15 protein-coding genes and 1 pseudogene are annotated in these 26,058 nt (G+C 41.8%); 11 read left to right on the top strand and 5 right to left on the bottom strand.

What is annotated here, in order from left to right; translation table 11 throughout:
* Nucleotides 1-45 precede the first annotated feature (45 nt).
* Nucleotides 46-282 (bottom strand): hypothetical protein, encoded by a 237-nt coding sequence (locus tag A2048_05440; protein OGP10903.1) that lies wholly within the window; start codon nt 280-282, stop codon nt 46-48.
* Here A2048_05440 and A2048_05435 point away from each other — a divergent pair.
* Nucleotides 263-2,422 carry a hypothetical protein gene (locus A2048_05435; protein OGP10902.1) on the top strand — a complete coding sequence of 720 codons (2,160 nt, stop codon included), beginning with the start codon at nt 263-265 and terminating at the stop codon, nt 2,420-2,422. The two genes, A2048_05440 and A2048_05435, sit on opposite strands and share 20 nt — an antisense overlap.
* Nucleotides 2,423-2,520: 98 nt before the next feature.
* On the opposite strand, the gene A2048_05430 is transcribed toward A2048_05435, so the two are convergent.
* On the bottom strand, nt 2,521-4,527 hold the full coding sequence (locus A2048_05430) for a hypothetical protein (protein OGP10901.1): 2,007 nt from the start codon (nt 4,525-4,527) through the stop codon (nt 2,521-2,523).
* 240 nt (nt 4,528-4,767) lie between these two features.
* Here A2048_05430 and A2048_05425 point away from each other — a divergent pair, with 240 nt between their 5' ends.
* The 3 genes from A2048_05425 to A2048_05415 are packed head-to-tail and all read left to right on the top strand — an operon-like array spanning nt 4,768 to nt 5,717.
* Nucleotides 4,768-5,013: a hypothetical protein gene (locus A2048_05425; GenBank protein OGP10900.1), complete on the top strand. Its 246-nt coding sequence runs from the start codon at nt 4,768-4,770 to the stop codon at nt 5,011-5,013.
* Nucleotides 5,000-5,458, top strand: a complete 459-nt coding sequence (locus A2048_05420; protein ID OGP10899.1) for a hypothetical protein — start codon at nt 5,000-5,002, stop codon at nt 5,456-5,458. The genes A2048_05425 and A2048_05420 overlap by 14 nt, the downstream gene beginning before the upstream one ends.
* 40 nt (nt 5,459-5,498) lie before the next feature.
* Nucleotides 5,499-5,717 carry a hypothetical protein gene (locus tag A2048_05415; protein OGP10898.1) on the top strand — a complete coding sequence of 73 codons (219 nt, stop codon included), beginning with the start codon at nt 5,499-5,501 and terminating at the stop codon, nt 5,715-5,717.
* Here A2048_05415 and A2048_05410 read toward each other — a convergent pair.
* The 3 genes from A2048_05410 to A2048_05400 form a co-directional block, all read right to left on the bottom strand.
* A complete protein-coding gene (locus tag A2048_05410) occupies nt 5,707-8,913 on the bottom strand; it encodes a hypothetical protein (GenBank protein ID OGP10897.1) in 3,207 nt (1,068 codons plus the stop codon). The two genes, A2048_05415 and A2048_05410, sit on opposite strands and share 11 nt — an antisense overlap.
* 18 nt (nt 8,914-8,931) lie before the next feature.
* On the bottom strand, nt 8,932-10,542 hold the full coding sequence (locus A2048_05405; protein OGP10896.1) for a hypothetical protein: 1,611 nt from the start codon (nt 10,540-10,542) through the stop codon (nt 8,932-8,934).
* Nucleotides 10,543-10,607: 65 nt separating this feature from the next.
* Nucleotides 10,608-11,198, bottom strand: coding sequence for a hypothetical protein (locus tag A2048_05400; GenBank protein ID OGP10895.1), 591 nt, complete (start codon nt 11,196-11,198; stop codon nt 10,608-10,610).
* Nucleotides 11,199-11,426: 228 nt separating this feature from the next.
* Between A2048_05400 and A2048_05395 the strand changes: the two genes are divergently transcribed.
* From A2048_05395 to A2048_05365, 7 genes and pseudogenes are all read left to right on the top strand, one after another.
* On the top strand, nt 11,427-12,326 hold the full coding sequence (locus tag A2048_05395; GenBank protein OGP10894.1) for a hypothetical protein: 900 nt from the start codon (nt 11,427-11,429) through the stop codon (nt 12,324-12,326).
* A 166-nt stretch (nt 12,327-12,492) separates the two neighbouring features.
* Nucleotides 12,493-12,825, top strand: a complete 333-nt coding sequence (locus A2048_05390; protein OGP10893.1) for a hypothetical protein — start codon at nt 12,493-12,495, stop codon at nt 12,823-12,825.
* A gap of 89 nt (nt 12,826-12,914) precedes the next feature.
* Nucleotides 12,915-23,291 carry a hypothetical protein gene (locus A2048_05385; protein ID OGP10892.1) on the top strand — a complete coding sequence of 3,459 codons (10,377 nt, stop codon included), beginning with the start codon at nt 12,915-12,917 and terminating at the stop codon, nt 23,289-23,291.
* Nucleotides 23,292-23,352: 61 nt separating this feature from the next.
* Complete coding sequence (locus A2048_05380; GenBank protein ID OGP10891.1) at nt 23,353-23,688, top strand: hypothetical protein; 336 nt, start codon at nt 23,353-23,355, stop codon at nt 23,686-23,688.
* Nucleotides 23,689-23,949: 261 nt separating this feature from the next.
* The gene (locus tag A2048_05375; GenBank protein OGP10890.1) at nt 23,950-24,741 is read left to right on the top strand and encodes a hypothetical protein; all 792 of its coding nucleotides are present in this window, start codon (nt 23,950-23,952) and stop codon (nt 24,739-24,741) included.
* A 52-nt stretch (nt 24,742-24,793) separates the two neighbouring features.
* Complete coding sequence (locus tag A2048_05370) at nt 24,794-25,384, top strand: hypothetical protein (protein ID OGP10889.1); 591 nt, start codon at nt 24,794-24,796, stop codon at nt 25,382-25,384.
* A 133-nt stretch (nt 25,385-25,517) separates the two neighbouring features.
* Nucleotides 25,518-26,058, top strand: a pseudogene (locus A2048_05365) (hypothetical protein).

Here is a 26,058-nt window from a genome sequence, read left to right as displayed (position 1 = left end):
TTAAGAAGGCTGATTTATTGACATAAATCTTATAAATTTCAAGGGTTATCCAGAATGGCTTTCAGCCAAAAAGAGCACTTCTTTTTTGATCTTGTCAATATTATGCCATCTACCTGTTTTTAATGAGTTTTTTATTGACAGAAAAGATGAAAAGGCGCAAGTGTCAACCCAAAGGTGTTTTTGGGCGTAACAAATTGGATTTTCTGCCGATAATAGAAAGCGGTGATGAAGGTTTTGAGGTAATTTTTTTGAAAGAATTTTTATGGGAGTCTTCGACGCCATCAATGCTGTTAAACAGAAAGTTGCTGAAGCAAGTGCGTTAGCTGCTGCCCAAAAATCCACGCCTGCCAAAGAAGAAAAAAAATCCGCAGAAAAAAAGCCGGTCGATTCTTATGAAGTTGTTTCAATTCCTCTCTTTTTTGGGTTTAAAGTTCCTGTTGTAACAAAATCAGATCAGAACAGTGCTGGTTCAAAAACTCCTAAACAATCTGGGCCTACGAGTTATGCCCGTAATGGTGGTAGTGAAAAAAGCGCTGATAATGATCCGCACCGGTTACCGTCTTGGTATTCCTGGATTTTTGAATCGCGCGAAGAAAGATTAGCCAGAATTTCGAGAATGCTTCGAGAAAGTTTGCAAAACTTTCGCTTTCCTCAATTGCCAGAGAATTTTGCAGATTTTGTTCGTAATCCCCCTGATCCTCCTGCGCCTGTTTGTGGGGATGGCAATGTTGATGAAGGAGAACAATGTGACAGCACCCCGAATTGTGACGAAAATTGTAACATCATCCCTGAACAGCCCGATCCATTCTGTGGTGATGGACAGGTAAATGCTCCCGATGAGCAATGCGATGGTGGAGAACAATGTGATGCAGAATGCCACACGCTCCCACCACCTCCGCCGCCTTCGGTGTTTGACCAGCCGATTACTTTGGATCAAATGTGCAAAGTGTTTCCACAACTCTCCGGCGAAAGCCAATTTGCGATGGGGGATTTTAACAACGATGGGCATCAAGATTTGGCGGTCAATCGCCCTGACGATGGCATGGCTTATGTCATCATGAATATTCAGCAACGTTGTGCCAGTGGGCAGCGTCTTTCTTTGGAAGCTGCGGCGAATATTGTATTTAGTTCGTGGGAACTTCCTGGTGGATTCGGTTCGGTTACGGCCATGGATATGACAGGTGATGGAATTAAAGATTTATTGATAGGGAGCCCAGGGAGTGCAGATATTGGTGGAGTTGGTTATTTGATTGCCGTTGGTGGTTCAGGATTGTTCAATATTAATGAAAACGAACAAACTATCGTAACCCCAACTGTAGATATGCTTAACGAGCAAGGTCTAAGACAAGCTGAAATGAAATACTTAGCCGGTCTTCACAATGTACCTCTTGGCGATCAACTTAAGGATCTCGGCGATGTTTTTGGCAATGGGAGAGATTACACTTCGTATGCGGCTGGAAATAATGATTATTGCTTGATAGCTCCCAAAGATGTTCTCAATGATGGATCAACAATGAAAACTTTGAATGAGGTAGTGATTCAGGTTGAAAATGGTGAATTCCCTGCCATTGAATTTTATGATTTTTTGCTGAATGCTACCAATATGTGTCGTGAAGTTTCTACCCCAAATATTACCAGTAATGACTATCGTGATTTTATTTTAGCTTCTGATCGTGGAAGAATTTATTTTGTTATTGGCCAAAGAAATATGCCAAGTTCTGTCGATCTATCCAATCCTCAGGGAGTTGGTGTGTTTACCATAACCCAGGACAATCGAGGAGACCTCTTGGGATTATCCACTTCCGTTTATGATTACACAGGAGATGGCATCCCTGATATTGTTCTTTCATCCCCTAATCGTTCTGTTTCGGTAAACCAGAATATGCAAGGCGGTGCGGGTGAAACATTTGTTATTCCCGGTGAAGGTATCCGAGCTGCCTTGGCTCGTGGGGATATTCAGCCTGGCGGCAACTACACTATTAGTCAGATCATTCAAATTACCAGTAATCCAGCTATGCAGGTGGCACAGAGTGCAGTTTTATCAGCCACCCAAGAAAATGGCCAGTTTGGTCGCAAAGGAATTGCACCTGTAGTTGTTGGTCATCGAGAAGTAGGTCGAGATAATCAAAACAACCCCATAACAAGACCCATCTACAAAATGGTTGTGGCAGCTTCGGAATATCTGCCACCTCAAGGCAATAACGTAACGGGGTGTCTGTTTGTTTATGACCAAGGTTTGCAAGGCCCCCAATGGGCGGAACAAGCGGCTGTTGGTACCATTGAAGCTTCCGATGGTGTCCAACGCTTAGGTAATACGTTGGAGTCTGTGGATTGGAACGGCGATGGCGAAGATGATGGTATTGGGGTTACTGATGATGGTGGTGTGATGTACTTCCGTGCTGATACCCAGCCTGCTCAATAAATTTTCATTAAAAAATATTTTGCCACAACCGTCATCCTCGAGAGCTTTTGTCGGGGATCCATGGATTCCCGCCTTCGCGGGAATGACGAAGCAACAAATCACTTACACCCTGCCGCAAGGTATTGAGCTTTCAATGTGGAATAGGTCGATGCATCCTTGGTTTGTAAAAGTTGTGTTTTGAGTGCAGCACAGTCCACAACAGGTGCTTTCACAACGGGCGAAGGTGCAGGTGCTGGTTGCACTTTGGCTGTGACTTGATCTTTGATGGGCTTTAAATCAAACCACACACTGCCCTTTAATGCTTGTGAGCCAACCACTAGATATTCGTGGGTATCATCTACTTTTTGAATCGTTAAAGCATTGGGTTGGATTTTCCCTTCGTTGTCAGGGTTCCAATTGATTTTATCTTTGATCGTCACATCCGTTTTACTGTTGCGGATGGTGGCAATGTCCAAAGCCTTGTTGTTTTCATCTTTTAATTTAAAGGCAACCACTTTGTCTTCGTCTTCATTCACGGCAAATAAATATTTTCTATCAGGAGTAATGGTAAATGATTTGAGTGCCGCACCCATGGGGATGGAGTTGGCGTCAATAAGATCAGCATGAATCCAAGCTGGGTCTCTGGCGCGAAGACGTTGTTGAGGATTGTGATATGAAATTTGCCACAACTGATGATTCCCACTGTCGACTAAAAGAGCCTTGCCCTGAATGATATTGGCGTTATCCGATGACTCATCATAAATAATTAAATCATCAAAACGGGTATTTTCATTTACACCTTGTAAGGGTTGGTCACTACCAAATTCAGGATAAAGTTGGTCCATTCGGACAAAATTTACTTCCTGAGGAGCACATGCCATCTTAATTCTTTTATTTTCATCTGCGTCTTCAAATATCAGCAAACCGCAGCCATGAGAATCGACGTCATAGACGAGAGTGTTAGAGTAATTATTAACAGGTGCGAAATCAATATTCACAGATACTTGCTGATTTGCTCTTGGAAGTAACCCAAGATTATTTACTTGATGTAAAACTGAAAAAATTCTTACGGGGAATTCTGCCATATCAATATTCGCTTGAGGCGTCGTAATAAATCTGAGTGAATTATCCCAAGTGTATTTCAGATGTTTGTAGCTCTCAGTCCCATCCACACTAGCCAAAGCCCCCACATCCACAAAAATATTATCTTGCAACGGCAACACGCCCACACCATCCAAAAAATCGGTGGACATGAGATTATTAACCGCATCAAAAGCGATTTCATTTCCCGCTTCAAAGCCGTTGTATCGTTCACGATAATTGCCAACGACCATAATCCGTGGGTCCGCGCCATCTTCCTTTACAAAATCGACCTGCTTCCCGTACCCACCTGCAGAAGCATAAGCACTTTTCTTTTCTCCAATATTTTCGCTTGCCTGTGTTGTGTTGCCTTGAGTCAACGCTTGGGGTTGGTCCATGAAGTAGAGCAATTGTTTGTTTGGGCTTATTTGTTTTTCATCCCCCAACGCCTGCACGCCATCCGTTGCCACATAGTAAAAGGTGCTGTCGTTGGTGCCAAGAGGAAACGCTTCAAATTCCCCATTTACTACATCAGCACAAAAAATCCCCGGCCTTTCGCACAAAGGGACAGCGTTAGCATCCGCTGCATTGGCTGCCTCAATATTGGGTCCAAAGTCTTCAGCGTTCACACTGGGAATGAAGGGCGAGAGAATATTTTTTAATAGGGGAGGTAATGGTATTGGTAATGGAGGCTTGGGTGATGCAGTGGCCAACATGTAATTAAATTTTTGTTTGTATTGACCAATCAAAGTCGAATCTTGAGTGAAAGCCACTTTAGCCGCATCGCTGGTTCCAGTTACAGGACAAGCTGAACCGGAATCACAACCGTAGGCGACAAGAGCACTGGCGTTTCCTTTGGCTGAAGGAATGGGAAAACTAATTGGAGGAGTTGAAGAGCCTGGGCTATCCGGAAGCTTAGGATCTTCACTACCGGCTCCGCCGTCATCCGTGGCCCCACCTCCGGGTATGCCAGCTCCACCGGCACAACCCATGGTGCTTGCCAGGAATATAAAAAGTAAAAATGGACGAACCCCTTTAAAGCTCATGGTCTTTTGATAAAGCAAGACGTGTGCCACTATTTTCAGAGAACACAACATTATAAGTATTTGATTTAATTATATTTATTTAAAAAATAGCTGGATGGGAGTGAAAAGAGAGTATTTATGTATATATATTTTGACCCATTATCAGAATGAGATGGATTTAAGGTGGAAAGTTTTTAAAATTTTCTAACAATTTTTGGGGAGCAATTGACTCCAAATAAAGTGTGCTGTAAGGTAAAAATTATGTGTTTGGAAAAAGAACAAAAATTTTACGAACAACAGAAAGAAGATTTCCTTAAAAACCATGAAGGTCAATTTGTTCTTATTAAAGGCCAAAAATCGTATGGGTTTTTTACCACTGAAAAAGAAGCTTTTGATAAGGGGATCGAAATTTTCGGAGTTGAGGAAATGTTCATCAAACAGATTCTAAAAGAAGAACCAAAAACTTTTATACCAGCCTTTTCAGTAACCCCTTATGCCCATCCATAATCAGTTTTATCTGATAGACAAAAAATTGAATACGTTGGCACTGCAAAGTCGGGGCCCCATCATGAATGTTGAAGTCTCTGTCCCAACAAGCCTTGCAGAGGTATGGGGAAAACAAGGAGAAAAAATTCCACCACCTCAAGCAGGTATTGCCCTTTTAGACAGTGGTGCCTCCAATACATGTGTTGATCGTGATGTGGTTGAGAAATTGGGAATACCTTCGATTGGCATTCAACGTGTTTATACTCCTCAAGGAAGTCAGGAACAAAATAAATATCCCGCCCGAATTGCTTTTCCTGGCACCACATTGCTTGCTGTTGATTTTGGATCAGTGTACGGAGCGACCCTCAAAAATCAGGGGATTATTGCTCTTATTGGTCGTGATTTATTGTCCCATTTTGTTTTTACCTACAATGGCCCGGGTGGTTTTGTTACTTTGGCATTTTGATTTGCCAGGTCAAGACAGCGAAGAAGAAAAAGTTTACAATATGGAACTTACAGCCATTATTAAAAAAGAAGGGTCACAGTATTCTTCACAATGCTTGGAACTAGAAGTGGCAAGTTGCGGGTCAACCATTAAAGAAGCCAAAGTCAATCTGCGCGAAGCCGTTGAGCTCTATTTGGAAAATCTCAAAGAACTTGATCCCGTGAAAAACTCGGTCCTCAGGAAAAGGCCTATGAATTGTCATTTTACAATCATCCCTTAATTTCCAAAAAACTCTTGTACCATTTCTGGTATTCCTGCTGATCAAAAGCCGTGGTTTTACTTAAGGCCTGCAGGGCATCGAGGGCTTTTTTTGCTTCACCGGTATTTTTCTGACTTTGTTCCAAGTCGGCTTTTTCCTGCCAAAAATATTGCTCCTGTGATTTTAAGTGTGGGGATGTTTCAAAAAGATGTCGGGCTTTGGAAAGATGGTTTTTTGCCTGTTCCAAATGGCTCTGTTGCCGATAAATATTTGCCAGATCCAAATATCCCGAGTATAGCCAATAGGTAGTCGTGATTTTATCAGAAAAATCCTTTGACTGAAGATGATCAATGACAAAATTATAATATTTCAACGCTTCGTCAAGTTTTCCCATTTCCATCAAAACATTGGCCATGTTAAAAGCAACGCCGTAAAAAACATTTTCAGAAGAGGTTCGTCTGGCAAGATCGAAGGTGTGTTGATAATAGGAAAGAGCCTTTTCCAAATCGCCTTTTCGTTCAAAAAGGGCACCCAATTCATTGTAAACGGCATAAAGCCAGTGTGGAGTTTTGCGGGCTTTCATGGCCTCCAGACATTCATTCAAAAGTTTTTCTGCCTTGTTCAAATTGCCGATGCGCAAGTAACACCGGCCTAGCATGTAAATTTTAACGGGATAGATATTCAAATGGGGTTTTTTGGAAAGTACACCGAGTAACTCCTCCAAATAATCGATGGCTTTTTGATATTCCTGTTTTGAGTAATAGAGGGCGTCAATGTCACTTCGGGCGGCAAGAATTTTTTCTTCTTCATTCAGGTCATTTTTCCATACATTCCATGTTTGTTTTAAAATTTCTTCGGCCTTGTCAAGATTTCCCAAATCTATTTCCTTTTGGGCCAACCTGTTTTTTAAAATAACCTGCATCCATTTCAGCTCAGGAGTTTTTGAAGCGACCTCCAATCCTTTTTGATAATAATGTTCCGCCTGGCTATGGTTTCCACGACGATTAAAACTTAATCCGACTTGTTCATAAGCCTTTGCGGCAATAAGAATATCCTGTGATTGGATTATTTGGAGAAGGTGTTTTTCTCCTTCTTCATATTTACCCTGTTCAATACAGATTTCTCCAAGCTCCAGGAGAGCTTGATCTTTTGTATCTTGATTAATATGGGGCTTGCTTAAAAGTTCAGTTAGATTTTCCTTGGCTTCCTGATACTCTAGGCTTTCCCTTTTCTTTTGAGCCAGTTTCAGAAGACAGGAAAGAGCCTCCTTGGTTGTGCCGCGGCCACGGTAATAGAGGATGATATCGGGATCGGCTTGATGTGCCTCATAATAATCGGCAATGACATCACAATATTCGGCCTTTTCCTGGGGGTTCATTTGTTCCAGGATAATTTCTTTATAAAGGGGATTGGTGAATGCATAAAGATTCTCGGCATCCACTTTCAAGATGTCATGGTCTGCCAAATCTTTTAAGGCATCCCCAATGGAAAAGGCCCCCGACATCGATTGCAAGTCATTTAGTGTGGGTCTGCCGGCTAACGCCAGCATATTTAAAACTTGCCAATGCCCCAGTTGTAAGGGGAGGGCTTTTAATTCTTTTTGCAGGCCGGTTTTAATGAGTTCCTTTACTCCTGTTTCTTCAATTTTTAATCCGAGATCATTATAAACTTGTTGTGACCAGTTCCCATGGCTGTCAATACCCACTCCACTTTTGAAAAAGGTCCTGACAACACCACTTACATAGAGGGGATTTCCTCCGGTGATTTTGTAAATCTCATCAAGATCATTTTCTGTAATATTGGATAACCCTGTTGCTTTCAGAAGGTATTCCCTGGTTTGTTCACGGGAGAAATTGTTTAAATTGATGACAGATTCAGCAGCACAAGGGATGTTTTCCTGGGAAGTGGTAAGAATGGCCAAAATGGGATTCTTTTCAAAAAAGACCTCAAGATATTCCAATTCTTTTGCCTGGATTGTGATGTTATCCCCAACAATGAGGCACTTTTCAGGAACTTTCTCTGTAGATAATTTCATGAATTCCATCCAGGACAGGGTAGGTATGAATTCTTTTTTGGCTTCGTTCATACATTCTTCCAAAAAACGGCTTTTACCGCACCCTTCTTTACCGCTGATAATGATATAAGGTTTCTTTTGACATTCTTGAATGAAAATTCTGTCATCATAATGGGCCAAGAATTTTTTATATTCTTCTTCACGTCCTATGAGTTTTCCTGTTTGGGGAATGTAGCTTAAAACCGTTTCCTTTGTTTCAACTTCATAGTCCTTGCCTGTTAAAAGATTTAGGTCATCAATGACCGCTTTTGCAGATGCGTAACGGTTGGCGGCTTCTTTTTCCAAAAGCCTGAGTAAAATTTTATCCAGATAAACAGGAATGTTTCCTTTTATGGCAGATGGTTTGACGGGAGCTTCTGATAAATGTTTTTGGCGAATTTCAAAGGCTTCACCCATAAAGGGAAGTTCGCGGGTAAAAGCCCTGTAAAAAGCACAACCCAGGGAATAAAGATCGGCACGCCCATCATGGGGTTCCCCTTTGATTATTTCCGGAGGCATAAAGGCGACTGTCCCGACAATGGTGATCTTCTCACCCTGTGATTTTAAAAAATCACGTTCGTAGAAGTTGGCCAGACCAAAATCGATAACCTTGATAGCGGGTTCATTTTTATCCCCTACGCTCGTTGGCTTCGGGGACGAGCCTTGCCGGGTCAAACCCTCCGCCTCAGGTGAAGAGTCTTGGTTCCAGGGCTTGCCTTGGGGGGCGTACCGTTGATCATTGATTGTTACAAGAAGATTTTGGGGCTTAATGTCCAAGTGATAAACTTTTTGTTGGTGCAGATAATTAAGGGCTCTTAAGGTTTGAACGAAAAGATGTTCGATAAAGTCGATGGATTTTTCTTCTGTGGCTTTAAAAAGATCGGCTCCATTTATGTATTCGGTAGCAAGATATAGATGTTTTGTTTTTTCTAAAATGCCCGTGTCATAAACTTTGGCAATGGAAGGATGGTTGAGGTCTTTGAGGATTTCAAATTCTTTCTGGAAATTTTCCAGTTCTATTGTTTTTAGGTGCCCCAAAGGATTTTGGAGTACCTTTAAGGCACATTCCCTGCCCGTTTTCTGGTCTTTAACGAGATAAACTGTCCCCGAAGTGCCGGACCCCAAAGGTTTTATCTCTTCGTAACGGTTTGCAAATAGGGTCATACAAAAACACCATAGGGTTTATTTTAATTTTAAGCGCCGTTTGATTTCATCACTTGAAACTCCAAATTTTTGTGAAAGAATCTGAAGGTCTTGATTAAAAGGATACTCTGCAAAAAGTTTTAATTGTCCTATTCTTTCCTGATAATCTGCAAGATTTTCTCCTTCATGCAGTGAATACATATAATCCTTATGTTCATCGGCAAGTATGAGACAGGATTTTGTGACAGCCCTTAAGAAACCTTCTTCAAAACGGACGTCAAAACGTTTTTCATCCCAATGGCTATACATGCCAAGCTGGGCTTTTTCTTTTGTGGTTTCATTCCTTTTTGCCACAAATTTTTCAACCGCCTTGTCCTGTGAAGAAAGAACGGTGCTCTTCTGGACAAGATAGGCTTTGAGTTTTTTAAGTTTGTCACAAACCTGGAAGAGAACTTTGGCGGGGATAGCCACATTGGGATAATCGGTTTCCAACAGGCTCTTTAATTCTTCTTCCGACACTTTGGGGAAATCATTATCCACAAAGAAGTTGGCCATTTTTAGAATGGCACATGCCGGGCTGACGTCCTTGGCTTTTATGGCTCTTCTGTTCAACAGAATCTCTTGAACCTCTTTGGGGGCCTTTAAATTTGCGGCGACCATGGCTGAAACTACAGGATGAAGATTGGCGGCAATGACATCAAATAAAGTCTTATCAAGGCCTGCGTATATTTTCGGATTTTCTGCCAGGGTTTCTTCCCCATGGCCCTTAATAGAAGGCAATAATAATTCGTGTAAAATATAAGTGCCGTGTATTTCAAGCAGGCTTGCCAGTTTTAAGTGATTTGAATCGATGTCTTTTGGAAGATAGGATTCCAATTCGTTGATGAAAAGTAAAACCAACCCGGCAAACTCGGTTTCCTTGGTGAGGTGGGCCAGTTCTGATTCCACGGTGTTGATGCCTGCTTGAGTTAGAATAATATGCGTAATGATGTGAAATTGATTCATCGTCAGCCGGTTGCAGCAATCCAAAACGGTTGTGGCAGGGTTATCATGAAAGAACAGCAAATTGGCTATGTATAAGGCAGTGGGTCCCCATTGGGCGTCACGCGCGATGAACCCAGCAAACGACTCATCGGGTATGAAATTCAGCATTTCATGAAGGTATTTCACTTTCTTTTCATTCCTCAGAATGGCTTTAAGGATGATGAGCCCATTGATGGGAAGAACAAGGGGGATGTGAACGGTATACAAGTCCCTTTTTAATTGTCCAAAAATACTCAGTTGGTTTCGGTTGAGTTCGTTGCCTGTGCATCGGGTATAAGACTGCTTGGCCAGCTCGATGTCTTTGTTAAGATTGTCGGAATGAAGTCTGGCGCCTTCCATCGGAACTTTTTCTTTTTGCTTACGACGGTCGGCTGATTCTAGGTCTTTAAGTTTTTTGAGTGGGATGTCCAAGACATCGGAAATTTTAACGAGCGGTTGATTTGCGGGGAACTCTTCACCTCTTTCAATTCTTCTGTATTCTTCGGCGGTAATGCCAAGATAGGTGGCCATGTCTCCGGAACTGTACCCCCGGGATTTTCTGGCTTGCCATAGAAACAGTCCAAAATTAGTAAATAGAATAGGTCTTTCACGATATTCAGAAGTCATAATTGCCCCCTTTAAAGTTGATATTTTTCCATGCTTCCATTCCAAAAACCAGAACTTTATATAATTTAGTTTGGTTCCTTTTCCACCACCGCGTTAATGTATTCCATAATAATGCGTTCCAAAGATCGCTTTTGCTCTTCCCTTAAAGATTTTTGACTCTTGGATAAGGCCAATGCATCCAGATAAAGATTTCTTAAAATTGTTAATGTGACATTTGAAGGTTTGCCGGATTTTTCGTGCTCTGAAGGAAGTGAGGCGACCAACTGTGATACGGCCTGTTCAATGGCTCTTTTTTCCTGCTCTGAAAGTGTTCTTGTTCCTTGCCGAGATGCCAATGATGCCAAATAGTGATCCCTTAAAGTGCCTGTGCTCCAGTCTTTAAGGCCGGAAGAGGGCTTTTCATCAATATAGCCGGCTTCATAAAGCATGTCCCCGGCATTTTCCCCATAGATTTTGGCCAGAGCCTTGATTTTGGAAGCGGAGGGGCGGGTTTTCCCATTTTCCAACATCGCCACATAAGCATCCGTGATTTGATATTCCTTTACGTGCGGATCCAGTTCCTTGCTTTTCCTTTCTACATCGGAATAACTCATCCCTAATTTTTCTCTGAGGGATCTAATATATTTAGGAAAATCTCTTGTAACTTCTTTAGTCATAACGCCTATTTTATTAGAGTATAAAAAATATCTTCATTAATAATCATTCTCAGTGGTACAGATAAAAATAATAACCTATTGTTATTATTGTTAAATTTAAATAATTAAAATCCATACTCTAATAGTTTAGAGTTTTTTATATAAATTGCAACAATTATTTTAGCAACAATGATGGTGTGAAAACCGATAATGAGATTAGAGGAGCAAGGTGGAAGTGAAATTATGACAATGTTGATCGGACAATCTCAAGTGATAATTCAATTGTTAGAACAGATACGCCGTATTGCTGCTTCTGATCATACGGTATTGATTTATGGTGAGACAGGGTCGGGGAAAGAATTGGTTGCAAAAACAGTTCATCAATTATCTTTGCGAGGCCGGGCCTCCTTTGCAGCCATTAATTGCGCTGCTATTTCACCCCAGTTATTTGAAAGTGAATTGTTTGGGCATGAAAAAGGAGCGTTCACGGGGGCGGCAGGTCAGCACAAAGGTATTTTTGAACAAGCTCGCGGTGGAACTTTGTTGTTGGATGAAATTGGTGAACTCCCTTTGGAAGTTCAAGCCAAACTTTTAAGGGTTTTGGAAAATCGCTCGATACGGCGCGTGGGGGGGAAGGAAGAAATTCCCATTGATGTGCGAGTTGTTGCTGCCACTCATCGTGACTTGCATGAGTTGGTAAAAAATAAAAAATTTCGTGAGGATTTGTATTACCGTCTTCATGTAGTTCCTTTATATGTTCCTCCTTTAAGAGATCGGATTGAAGATATTCCTTTGTTGGTAAAGCATTTCATGGGGCGCTTAATGCCTGAAAAATCCGTTGAGTTAACTCCCCAAGCCTTTCAAAAATTACTGTCTTATACCTGGCCGGGCAATGTCCGTGAGTTAAAGAATGTAATTTCCAGAAGTCTCATCTATTGCAATGACAACTGTATTCAGGAAGAGGATATTCAATTTTCTCATGCTTATGAAAAAACATTTCGTCCTCTTCAGAAAAGCCAGGAAAATCTTATTGAAGAAACTTACCGCACCATAAAAAGTGTCAGAAAAGTTGGTGAAATACTTGGGATCGGAAAATCTACCGTTCAAAGAAAAATAAAAAAGAAGATTGATATTACAATGCCCGATTAAGAGGTGTCCCATGCTGTCCCATTTTCAAGAGATTTTCTGTCGACCGTCCGAAAATGGGACGGTTTCATTAAGAAATAGGAAATCAAAATTTTTATATGTCTGAAATTTATCAGAAAAATTTTTGGCATGGGGCTTGCTTATAAAGAACGCTCTAAGGGGGCCAGTTATGATTGGCACAAGTTTGAATGTTGATCGAATTATTGAGATTTTCAAATTTCAGGGAAATAAGGAGTGGATCATGAGGAAAGTTTTTAGAGTAGCTGAGGACGAAAAGTTAAGTCGAGCCCTTAAAGAAACTCATAAAGAAATGCTGGCAGCCCTTAAGTGCCGGCACCCGAATGCGAACAGTTTGCGTGAGGATGAAGAATTGAAACAGGCGCACCATTTTTTAGCGATGATCCGGTTGGGACATGCTTCTTGTTATTGGGGGGCAGATGAAAAAGGAAGGTTTATGGTGGTTGAAATTAATGAAAACCCAGAACGCGCCGCGTCAAAATAATGTTGTTTTTCAAGTGGTTTGTTCTTGATTAATGAAGAGGCGAAATGTAATGGGCCCCTATCTCAAAGGGGAGTTGTGAAGGGTGGAGAGTGAAATATTATTTGAACATTTTGTGGATGTTTTTTTTCTGTTTGATGTTGGTGGTTGTTCCGCGTCAAATTTTCTCGCAAGAATTTCCAAGCCCCGATAATCAGGATTTCAATATCCCGGATCCCGGCCCATTTCAAGGAACGGGGCTTAACAGCTTTACGCCGTTTCAATTTTTTTCCCGGGGTGAAGCGGTTAATCTTACCAACGGGAATCTTAATTTAAATTATACGGATGCAGTCATTCCAGGCCGCGCTGGGTTAGATGTTGTTATTCAACGGTCTTATAATTTCTCTCACAGAAATTATCCTGTCACTGTCGATCAGCAGATTCACACAGGATATTTTGACGTGGATCGATTGGATTATGATTTTGGAAGTATTGTTAATAGTGAATACCTTTGTCAATATCTCCATGAAAGGGGTGCTTATGGCAATGATCAACAGAATTGTGAAGTAGGTGAAGGACAATACATACCCTTTCTTGATCAACTGACCCGTGAATCTCTTAGCACAAACACGGAACCTTCTTTAAATGATATTCAAATAGGAGAAAGGAAGTGCAATCAAAGTGATTGCCCCCCCTTCTTTCAAGACAATATCGGACCTGAACCTCTTCCTACTACTATTGAAACAAGCACTAGCAATCCTCTTTTAACAAGCCTGGGAAGTATTTCAACAGATGGAGATAATTTAAAGTGGATGCCTCCAGGTAATCGGTGGATTATTTCAGGTTCTCCCTATGTTGGCTTTGTTGTTTTTACAAATATTTTTCCGTTTGATTTTAAAGGGCAGTTTATGGCTTTTCTTGTCCGTGCTGACGGGGGAATTGAAGTATTCAATGAAAGAGGATTAAAAATATCCAGCGTTCAAGATTATGAATTATTTGCAAAATATATAGATGCTGAAGGTCGATCTATATTTAATCCGTTAACCACGACCTTTAATCATAACACCTCCATTGATCAATCCATTCAATCCATTCAAATCACAGACGAAAATCTAAAACGATACATCTTTGAGCGGAATTCAACTCACACTCTCTATACGAAAATGATGGCACTTGGGTTAAAAGGGAATGGCGATAAAATTCTTATTCCTGTTAACCATATTCCTACATGGAAAATGGATGTTTTCCATATTAGGGAGATAAAAGACTCTTACAATAACAGGATTACCTTTGACTACAATAACGGCATTCAAATTACGGACTCTTTGAACCATTCTATTCATATCGAAAGGAATGGAAATACAATTGATCTTAGACTTCCTTCATCGGAAGAAAATAGAGTATGGCATTATATTTTAGATGAAGAAGAAAAAATAACGGAAGTCATAGATCCATCAGGAAATCAAACAACCATTAATTACCAGTGTTGCTCAGCTAATCCTATAAGACATTTTGGTAATAATAATTTTCAAATCGATTATTTTTTAGAAATTTTTTATCCGTCCGGTGGCCTTGTACGGTATGAATTATTTTCCAACCTCGATAATTTAGGGATTGCTGATAACAACAACGATATTCCTTACGGAAATTCTTTATTAAATATGGGCGCCTTTGTAACAGAATTCCCAGATAGTGCAAATTTTGATCGTTATTACCAAAAACTTATTGAGATAGTAAAAGAAAATGACCGTGCCGACACGCTGACGACAGTTCATGAAGTAGATGGTTCTTGGCACACCTATACCTTTCGAGATTTCTCTCAAATTACAGAAGGAGAAAGTTCTGCCAAGACACCTTTACTCATCCGTAAAGAAATTGTTTTAGATAACAGTCCTCCTGTTATTGAAGACTATTCCTGGGATTGGAAAACATGGGAGATTAACCGACATCATGAAGGGACAACGGTTACTCGTATTAATGGAATTTCGGAAAAACGCACCACCAAGGGTATCATTAGTTATGCCACAACCACCCAGTATAATGATCAGGGTCTCCCTTCTTCTGTAACAGACCCATTAGGAAACGTGACAACCTTTGAATACGATTTAGATGCTATAGCCGACATTCTCAGCTATATCAATTTGGGGCCTGGCGGACCTACTCCCGGGGTTTCACTGGATCGATATAAACCTCCAAAAATTGTGCATAAAATAACTCATTCTTTTACCACGCAAATAGGTCAAGCCCCTCAATCTATTGAAACATTTTTCTATAGAGGTGTTGCTGATATGTGTCGGCGACTACCCCAAACACCCTACACCATCAACCGTGTAACCCGCAAAATAAACGGTGGGAATGAAGAAATGATTCGGGAGTATTGTTTCAACCAGCAAGGAAACGTGACCGAAATAAGAAGTTCAAATAATCGCCGTACTCAATACGGTTATGATGATGTAAATTTTAAACCTATCTCTGTTCTACGAGATGATGAAAGAGTTGTATTTACTTACGATGTCAATACGGGAGATGTTCTCCGTCAAAGTGAAACTAACGGTCAACAGAAAACTTTCAGCTATGATGGGCTTGGGCGGCTGACGAGTGTCCAATACGAAAATGGTTCACGCATCGATCATTCGTATCAGCTCAAAAGAAATGTTCAAGGAAACTCAAATGTCAATATCATTCGCACTGACACTACCGATGCCATACGTGAAAAACGATTTTTTATTGCACGAACCTATGATGGGCTCGGATTTATTCAAGGGATTAATGAAAATGGTTTTGTCACTCGATATTCCTATGGAAATGATAAAAGGCTTAGCGAAGTGAGCATAGGTGAACAAAGTCCTTATCAATTTCAATACGATGGTCTTGGCAGAATCACACAACAAGCCTTTCCCGGTAGTGGATCATTTTCTTTCCAATTTTCTTATGTCAATGAGAATGGTATTCCAACAGAGAAAACGGATATCTTTTCAGGTGATCAATGGCTGAAATCGCTTTACACCAACCCTCTTGGTCAGATTATTCGCGTGGATCAGGCAAGAGATGATCAAATACTTACCTCCCATTATCATTTTAATGAAGCTGGATTGCTTTTAGAAAGCATTAGTCCTAACGGCCTGGCAACACGAAATATTTTTGACGGGAAATTACGCTTAATTGGTAGGCAATATCCCGGAGGAGATCAAATTGAATTGAATCACACAAATAATCGGGATGGATTATTAGATGAGCTTGTATTGCAAAGTTTAAGGGGTGCCATTACGGGTGATTTTAATTATAACGATAAAAAACGTGTCACCAGCATCGATTTTCCCAATATCGCCGGTCGATGCTGCAATGATTATAGCTTTAATTACGATCCCAACAATCCGACCCGCCTTCTTAACCTGAATGATGCAAGTGGCAGAACCCTTTTTGACTACGACACGACGGGAGCCATCACCAAAATTGAAAAAAGAGAGTTAGGGCCCATTAACCGATCTTACGAATTCAGTTATGGCCTTGATGCCTTTGGGAATGATTATTTCATTGGCTATCCCAATGGCTTGAGTCTTTATTATGTGACTGATGACAATGGAAGGTTAATTTCGATTCGGCAAGGTTCTGCTCAGGGTTTGGCCCTAGCCACATTCACCTACAATGATGAAGGATTGGTGGAGCGGGTTAGCTATGGAAATGGGACTATCACGGATTATACTTATTCTGCCTCCAACCGTGTTCTTTCCATAAGGATTTCAAAAAATCGACAGTCCCTTTCCCAATGGGAATATTCTTACGATGATTTTGGAAACAAAACGCGGATACTCTATGGGGATGGAAGCCGCGTGGATTTCGAGTACGAGACAGGCACCCATTGGCTAAAACGCGCTGCTTATTACAAGGCCAACGAGCGAGCTCCCTACAATGTCCAAAATTATACCTACGATGACGAAGGCAACCGGCTTTCGTATTCCGATTCCCAAAAGAGCCTAGATTACGAGATCGATGCTGATTCAGGGCAATTGATGGAATATCGCAATGCCGCATCTTTGCGTGGGCAATTAACCCATGATGTGCGTGGGAATCTTCTTGGGCAAACCGAAACATTAGCCGGACAATCGACTTTGGAAAGGAATTTCACCTACGATTTTCAAGATCGCCTTGTCAGTTTAGAAATTAATGATCGAAGGAATGGGTATCGTTCTTCAAGCCAATTTACTTATGACTATGCCTCCCGCCGAACACAAAAAGCTGTGGATGGAGAAACCACATATTACCTTTATGGCAAATCCATTGAGCCGATGATGGAAGTAGATGCCAACGGGGAAGCGAAAAAAACGTTTATCTATGCCGGGGGCCGAAAGATAGCCGCGCTTACCGGTGATGATATTGAATATTTCCACAATGATGAATTAGGCAATGTGTTTAATGTATCCAATGACACAGGCAAGGTCGTCCAAAGTCTGAGATATGATCCCTTTGGCAATATCAATTTTGAGTCAAGCGTTACTGAAAATCCCTATCAATTTGCGGGCAAGGAAAAAGATGAGGCCAGCGGGCTCATTTATTTTGGGGCACGATATTATGATCCGAGTTTAGGTCGATTTATCACCAAGGATCCAGCAGAGGATGGATTCAACCACTATATCTATGCCAGGAATAATCCGGTTACAATGCGAGATGTGTTTGGTTTGTGTGGAACGGGAGGTTGTGGAGGAGGAATGTATGGAGGAACACCGGCAACGGGTGGATACATAGATACAGGTATTGGAGGTTCATCCTATGCAGCTCCAACACAAGGATCTAACCCCCGAGCTGGAATTGGAATATTAATACCTTTGATTGGACTGGTTCCCGGAGTGAATGCGAGTTCGCTATTGCCTTACATAGGGGGGATGTCTTTCGCAGATGATTTAAAAGGGCGCACTCAAAAATGGCCAAATTTCACAGAAGAGGATTTTAAGGGTATTACGGACGAGGGCAGACAATTTTTAGAGCAACCTCATGTGGAGTTGTCTTTAGAGGCTTATTTATATCCTGAATCACGTAATGATGATGGTAATGTCAGGGTTAATCAATATTTTTCCGAAGCTAATTCTCCTTACCCTTCCATTGAAAATCCATTGGTGATTGAACGCAATGTACCCATTAATGTTTTGCCCACCGAACGTCCCAGCATTCCGCAAGAAATCACCAGTATTGCCGCTCCTCAAATGGCTTCAAGAACGTTTCCTCTTGATTTAGGTATGAGCATCAATGCTGTACGGATTAACTTTGTGTCCCCATTGATGACATCAGTTCAAAGAGTATTTGATTGGGCAGCTTTCAACCCATCTTCTATAGGCCAAGATCAAACGTTTTCCGGAGGGTCTACACCACCACCACCACAACGTCACGAAGTGAATTCCGGCGGCCAAGCCCAGCCCGAAGATACTTCAATCGCTTCAGAACAACGCACGAACGCGCAACAAGGAAATAACGAAGGTGACGATCCCGTTCTTCTTTTTAGCGGGGATCTTTTGCAGCAGGAACGTGATTTAAAAATTTCCGGCAGGGGTTTTGATTATGAATTTGTTCGCACGTATCGAAGCCGCATCAACTATCTAGGGCCTCTGGGTTATGGTTGGGACCACAATTACGACAAGCGCCTTATTGAACAGGAAAATGGCGATATTGTGCGGCGTGAAGGTAATGCCCGTTACGATGTTTACAAACATCAGGACAATGGAACTTACACATCTCCCGCCGGGTTTTTTGATGTGCTTGTTAAAAATGGAGACGGCAGTTTTGTCATTACTGACTTGCATGGAATGATTCATCGTTACGATGCCCAAGGGTTTATTGTTTCCATGACAGACCGTAACAATAATCAAATGACATTCCAGTATGCGGGCAATGGCAATGAACGTCGCTTAAGCAGTGTGACGGATACTTTGGGAAGAGTCATTAGCTACAATTATTCCAATGCCGGCAGACTTACGTCCATTCAGGATTTTAGCGGGAGACGAGTAAGTTTTGGGTATGATGCCAATAATGATCTGGTTTCTGTGACTTCTCCTGTGACGGCTGATTTCCCCCAAGGAAAAACGGTCCGCTACACTTACTCATCGGGATTCCCAGAAGGCAGCGAGATTTTCAATCATAACCTCCTCACGGCAACTGATGCCAAGGGACAAACCTATCTGGAAAATGAATACACGGCGACCGACCGTGTGCGCCGTCAACGATTTGGAGAAGGGAGCTTCACCTACGATTATCAATTTTTAAACGCATGGAGGCGGTGCCAAGAGAATAATCCTTCACCGGACCTCCGAGTCAGTCGCACAACGGTTGTTGACCGTAGTGGAAACCGTTCGGAATATTTATTCAACTGTTTTGGAAACCAACTCCAAATTCAAGAATTCACACGTGGGTTAAGGCCCACCGATCCCGCCTCGTTTATCACGCAATTTCAATACAATCAGGAAGGGCAGATTAGTCGTGTCACTTATCCAGAAGGCAATGAGACGACATATGCCTATCAAGGTGGCAATGGAGTGAATCGGGGGAATCTTTTGTCTGTCACAAGAGTAGGGGATGAGGACAGGCCTGGAGGAGAGCCTCTGACCACCACATTCACTTATGAAAACAATTTCAACCAACTAAGTGTTGTCAGAGAGAGTGAACCGAATCATGTGATGGTTCATGACTTTGACCAGAGAGGCAATATTGTAAGGCGTGGTTTCGTTAATATTTTGGGCATTAATTACCGCTATGCCTATAACGACCATGGTCAAGTCACTTCGTTCACCGATGGTGAAGGGGCTGTGACGGCTTATGAATATTATGCTCAAGGCCCACAAACGGGCTATTTGCAAAGAATCACGCGTGACACGCAAGGAGCCAGGGTCACTAATGAGTTCAATTACGATGCTGTTGGCAACATCATTTCCTTCACGGACGGGCGTGGAAATGTTCAGCAATTTACTGTTAACCGGCTTAATCAAGTAACCCAGATGAGGGCGCCCAATCCCTTGGGATATCTGACCAATCTTGTCTATGATGCCAATGACAACGTCATTCGTGTTGAAGTGGAGAATAAAAACAAAGACGGGGTGCGCGATGCCAACCTGCCCTGGATAGTAACAGGCTATGATTATGACGAGCTGGATCATCTCATCAGTAAAACCGAGGCGATCACTAATAACCGATCGGCGATTACCGAATACCAATACGATGTTAGTGAAAATCTTGTTCGCGTCATCCAACCCGAAGGCAACAGCATTAACATTATTTATGATGAGCGCGATTTACCGATGAGCATCATGCGCGGTTTTGGTTCAGACCAGAGTTCAATCACTCAATTAAGTTACAACAAGAACGGTAAGGTGAAGCAACGGCTGGATGGCCATGGACATCCTTATACCTATGATTACGACCGCTTTGATCGATTGGTTCAATTGACGGATCCCTTGGGGTACATCGCCCAGTTTACCTATGATGGGGTCGATAATCTGACCAATATTCAAAGACGTGGGCCGCCGAATGGGCAAGATAATGATCCAATTTTGCTCTCTAGTGTTGTATTTCGTTATGATGCGATTAACCGTATTACTTCCAGGTTTTCAGAATCTATCCGTCCTGAGGACGGGAGATCTTCTGGGAATACCTATACCTACAATGCCAATGGCTTTGTGACACGAAGCTCTGATTTTGAAGGACATACCACTGTTTTTTCTTACGATGGGCTCAATCGTCTTGGCCAGGCTACTGATGCTTTTGGAAATCAGGTCCGAACGATCTATGATGGAAACGGCAACATTATCTCTCAGACAACCCACGAAATTGATCCCGATAACAATGTCATCCAATATCCCACAACCTATCAATACGACGCGTTGAATCGTGTGACTCAGGTTACTGATATCAACAATCACATTTATCGATACGCCTACGATAGCCGCAGTAATCTTGTAGAAGCCACGGATCCTAAAAACACAGCCCAGCTTGATAATGGCCAAATACGAAACAACAATCCCGGCAATAAAGTTAAGTTTGCTTATGACGGATTGAACCGCATGGTTCAAAGTATCAATGAGCTACGAGGGGGCGGTACAGGGGGCGGAAACCTCGTTGATCAAATCATCACAAGCTATGCTTACGATGACAATAGCCGTCTGGTTGCACTCACCGACTCCAACAATCACACAACCAACTATGAATACGATGCCTTAAACCGGCGTGTTCGCACCATTTTGCCCCAAAATACAAATTACACTTATGAATATGATGTTGAAGATAATTTGATTCGAACAACGGATCCCAAAGGTTACGAAGTTGTTTCGGCATATGATGACTTGAATCGTCTGGTCGAAAAACAAATCCGACTCAATGGACAAAGTCAGGGATCAGAAGTTTATGAATATGATGGTTTGTCAAGAATGACCCAAGCTCAAACGCTGATGGCCAATGGGAATGTGTTGAACACGGTGGCCACAAATTACGATTCGCTTAATCGCCTTACCCATGATGTTCAAAATGGCAATATAGGTTTTTCGGAGTATGACGGGGTCAATAATGTCATTCGTTATAATTATCCAGGTGGCCGGCGGATTATCACCAAGAATTATGACGTGCTCAATCGGCTTAACGGAATCCATGATGTTTTTGATGATTTTGATGTTGTGCGTTCCAGCACCTATTCAGGATTATCCAGATTATCCTCAAGGGAATTTAACAACAGATCGCAAATAACAATAGAGTATGACTCTTATCAGAGGGTCTCTCAGGTTTCTAACACCAACCCTGCAGGGGTGTTGATTTCTGGGTTTGAATACGGTTACGACACGGCAGGCAACCGCATCTATGACCGTGTTCAACACAGGAACAATCGAGGTCATGCTTATTCGTACGATTCGGCTTATAGGCTTACTGAGGCCAAGCTGGACATGCCGGATCCTGTGCGGGAGCTTCAGAACCCTGGTTCGCAGGATTACACCAAAAAACTCTCCTGGAACATTGACAAGGTCAACAATTGGCTCGGCAAAACACAGGACAACACGCCAAGAGTGGCCAACGATGGTCAGCAAACCAACTATACTGTTAACGATCTCAACCAAATCACTCAAGCGGGCAACCAACAAATCCAATACGATCCCAATGGCAACATTATCAATAATGGCACGTATATTTTTGATTACGATTATCACAACCTTTTGGTGGGCGTGCGTGATGCCCGAAACAATACGGTGCTCTTTACTTATGAATACGATGCCCTGGGCCGCAGGCGAGCCAAGGTGAATGCGCAGACCTTGGAAGCGACCCAGTATTTTTATGATGGGGCCGAAGTGATTGAGGAAAGGGACGGAAGAAATCAAGTCATCGCCACGTATGTTTATGGGCAAGGGTTGGACGACATCATTTCGATGGAACGAAATGACCAGCAGTATTTTTACCACAAAGATTATCTGGGAAGTGTTGTTGCCATCACGGACGAGAACGGGAATGTTGTCGAACGGTATGAATATTCACCTTATGGTGAAGTGACCATCCTCGATGCGAATAACAATGAGCGACAAGAAAGCGCGATTGGTAACCGCTTCATGTACACGGGTAGGGAATATGATTCCGAAACTGGGCTCTATTATTATCGAGCAAGATATTACGACCCAACCCTAGGCCGCTTCCTGCAAAGAGATCCCATTGGCTATGGTGATGGTATGAATCTGTATGCGTATGTGGGGAATAATCCCATGAATTGGATTGATCCATTGGGATTATGCAAGCAAGGCAAGTGCATCAATTCGGATGTATCGGGTTATACAGGTGGGGCCTACGATATTTCTTATATTCGAAGTCCAGACTTCACATCGAGTAATCCAAATGTGAATGGGATTTTACGGGGCGTGAATAATATTGTTGGTTTTGCAGCAACAAATCTCAACTATATTAACAATATTTCAGGAATGGCTTTATTTGATCTGCCTGCATCAATTGAAAATCTCTCTGTGTCTCATGGTGGTCCGACCTTCTTTGAAGCTTCAATAAGTTTCCAACAGGCAACCCCATTGCTTCCGGATGAAGCGCTTCCAGCTATTTTAGGCAGCTTGGCGAGATATTCTAAGGTTGCGAAACTCGAAGAAGTGGCGGGGCTGGGGAGAGTCAAACCAAGTTTTGATATTGCATCAACGTTTAGAAATGGAAAGTTTAGAGAAATTACATTGAAACCGGGTACTGTACTTGAACGTGCTTTTGAAGAAGGTAAGAACTCACCTATTGGAACGTTCTTAACTCGAGGATCTACTGCTAGAAATATTAATTCCACTCAAGAAGCAGTCGTCAAACTAGGCCTAAAAGGCACATCTAATCTCAGTCCTAATACTATATCGACCTTAGAAGTCACAGCGCCGATTAAAGCTAAAATTGGTTTTATTGAAGGTGGTGGAACGCGAGCTGTTCAAATTGTCATTGATTCAAAAGATACTAAATATTTAGAAATTATAGGAGGACGTCACCTTGGCTCATAAAACTTTCACTAGGGATGTTTTAGTTAGATTTATTGACCCCGATAATCTTGGAAGAGGTTTTATGAGCGAAGATAATCTCGAGGGAAAAATTGTGGATATAATTGAAGGCCCATACGATCAAAGCTGGATTCTTAAACTTAATAAAAAAATAAGCTGTTTTGATCTTGAAGGAAGAACCTTCAAAGAAGAGTATTTCTTATTAAAACCAATGGTGATTGTGGGTCACGCTAAAGATGTTTTTGAAAAGAAAGGTCGACATATTGTAGACGCCATTGCTTTTGTTTTAAAAACCGGAATTTATCCAACAAAAATAAACTCAGTGAGCGATTATAATAAATTTCCAATGATCAATAGTGTGCGGATAACTTTTGAAGGGGGCCATGGGGTCAGGTCCTGAGTGCGCCAAGAAGCGTAGATGAGGGGGAAGCGTGTTTCAACTTCGGTGTAAGGATCACCGAAAAAAATCTAGGTCCATGAAGGACCAGAGTAAAAAGAAATGTATGGAAAAATATTGTTATATCCATTCCGATAGGGGGGACCGTGGGATCAGGTCCTGACAATGGACCAGAAGGAAAAAGAAGCTGATAAATTATGGCAATAATTCGGCACAAAATATTGGTCATGAGGTTAGTTCTTACAAAGGGCTAGAGTGAATAATATGAAAAACCTTATTTTGACAACCAGTATCCTTTTTTTAACTGTTTTTAGCTCGCGTGGTTACACGCAATGTCTTCCCGTAAATAATTTTGGAGAATACATAAATATATTGCGCCAGCCAAAGAATTCTTATTTTAAAAAAGTGAAAAATGAAATCGATAAAAAAACTTTATCGACTTCTGATCTGGAAAGGGATTTTCCCGAAATGTTTAAGAAAAAACGAGATGAAATTATTACGGTTGTAGGTATCACCTTCGATAAAAATGGACAGTTAAGAAAAGCGGTCATCCTGAAGAAGAGCCTTTTTAATAATTTTGATGACCAAGCCTTGAAAGCAGTAAGAGCTGTCCCCAGGTATCCCAAGCCGCCAAAAGATATGCTCCAAAGTGACCAATTTGTTCATTTGGCAAAGGTCTTTTTTGTGCCCCCTATGGAAGCCTGGGGAAAGTACATTAATGTGACTGATCCTTCTTACTCTTATTTTTTGAGGATCAAAAATAAGCTTAAAAAAATATGGAATCCAATGCCTATTCTCAGAGAGGGCATGCAAATCAAAAATATCTGGGAACGAGAGAAAATCGAAACGGTTGTGGGTTTTAGCATAGATCAAAATGGTCATTTAAAAGATGTCGGCATTCTTAAGGAAAGTTTTTTAGGAAGTTTTGATGACGAAAGTGTTCGAACTGTAAAAGCACTTGGTGTCTATCCCAAGCCACCTAAAACCATTCTAAAGGAAAATAATCAGGCTCATATGGCATGGCACTTTGTTGTGTGTGGTTTGAATGAAATTTAACTTGTTTTAACTCCTTCCCACGCTCTGCGTGGGAAGGAGGTAAAGAATAAATATGAAAAAACTTAACGCACTTTATTTTATTGTTATTTTTCTTCTGGTTCATTGTGGCCTCTCACCAAGTGGCTCACAGGAAGGGGTTCTCTCAGATCCGGATAATCTTTTTAGCCAGGTGCCTAAAGAGACCCCAATCGCTCTATTGCAGGACCACTGGGATCTTTACGGAAAAATAACCTCAACTAACTGTGATTGGTTGTTTGGCCTTAATGAATTCTACATTGATACGGCCATGGTAAGCGCAGAAGCCTGTCAATTAGGCTCAAATGAAGAGGAGGACATTGAAGACGATCCTTCGGATGGAGAAGAAGAGCCTGAAATTGTTTTTGAATATTTGGCTCAATGTTCTGCGGGTGGAAACGTTATCGCCCTTTTTACTGAAACAGTTTCAACGAATTTAACAAATGAATGTGTTGTTACGTCCAGGGATTTTAATCTGATTACTTTGGATAACGGTTTCATGAGGGGAGATTTTTATGGGGAAATCAACACCTCCAAAAAATGTCCTGAGAATACAGTTCGAAAATATAATGAATGTCATTACGAGGGCACGATTACGGGGACGAATGGGGCCATAGCAGGGCCATAGGGTCGAGTCCCGACAAGAGATTTAACTCGTTCCCACGCTCTGCGTGGGGACGGGAACGAGAGAAAAACCGTTTTCACACATGGTGTGAAAACAAAAATGAAAGGAACGAGTAATGAAGGTACTACGATTTATAGTGGGGGTGTTTTTTATCATCACCGTGGCTTGTGGAGGGGAAGGTGGCAGTGAAAGTCAGGCTGATCCGGTTGATCTTAACGCCGGCATTGATGTTGATCCGCTGGCGGGTGTGGATACAAGCCTGGGGTGCGGTGATGCAGAAGATGTGCGGGAGGAAACGGCTGTTGTTTATGACAATGGATGCCCTTTTACCCTGAACCCAGGCTTTGAAGTGTCTCAACAGGATTGTCGTGTTGAGTTTAAAAAAGCAAACATTACCGATGCCAGTGTAAACGGTGCCATTGATAAGGATGAAAATTATCATTTCCAGATTGTGCAGCGTCTTAATCAAACATTGTATGATTGTGTGAGCCAATTGATAAGTGGTGATTCCCAGGATGCGGTTCGTGACTATCAGTTTCATTGCCAGGCTGCCGATGACACCTGTTCCTTGGGAATGCAGTTTATTGATGGCAATGCTCGTTTACCCAATGTGGTTGCCAGAGTGAACGCCGGCAACGGTTGCGGCAATTATAGTGGGAATGCTTTTCGCTTTATTT

The organism is Deltaproteobacteria bacterium GWA2_45_12, from assembly GCA_001797365.1.
In the GTDB taxonomy this organism is placed as follows: Bacteria; UBA10199; UBA10199; order UBA10199; family UBA10199; genus UBA10199.
The sequence above is the reverse complement of the archived record's forward strand: the minus strand, read 5'-3'. Positions and strand labels throughout refer to the sequence as shown.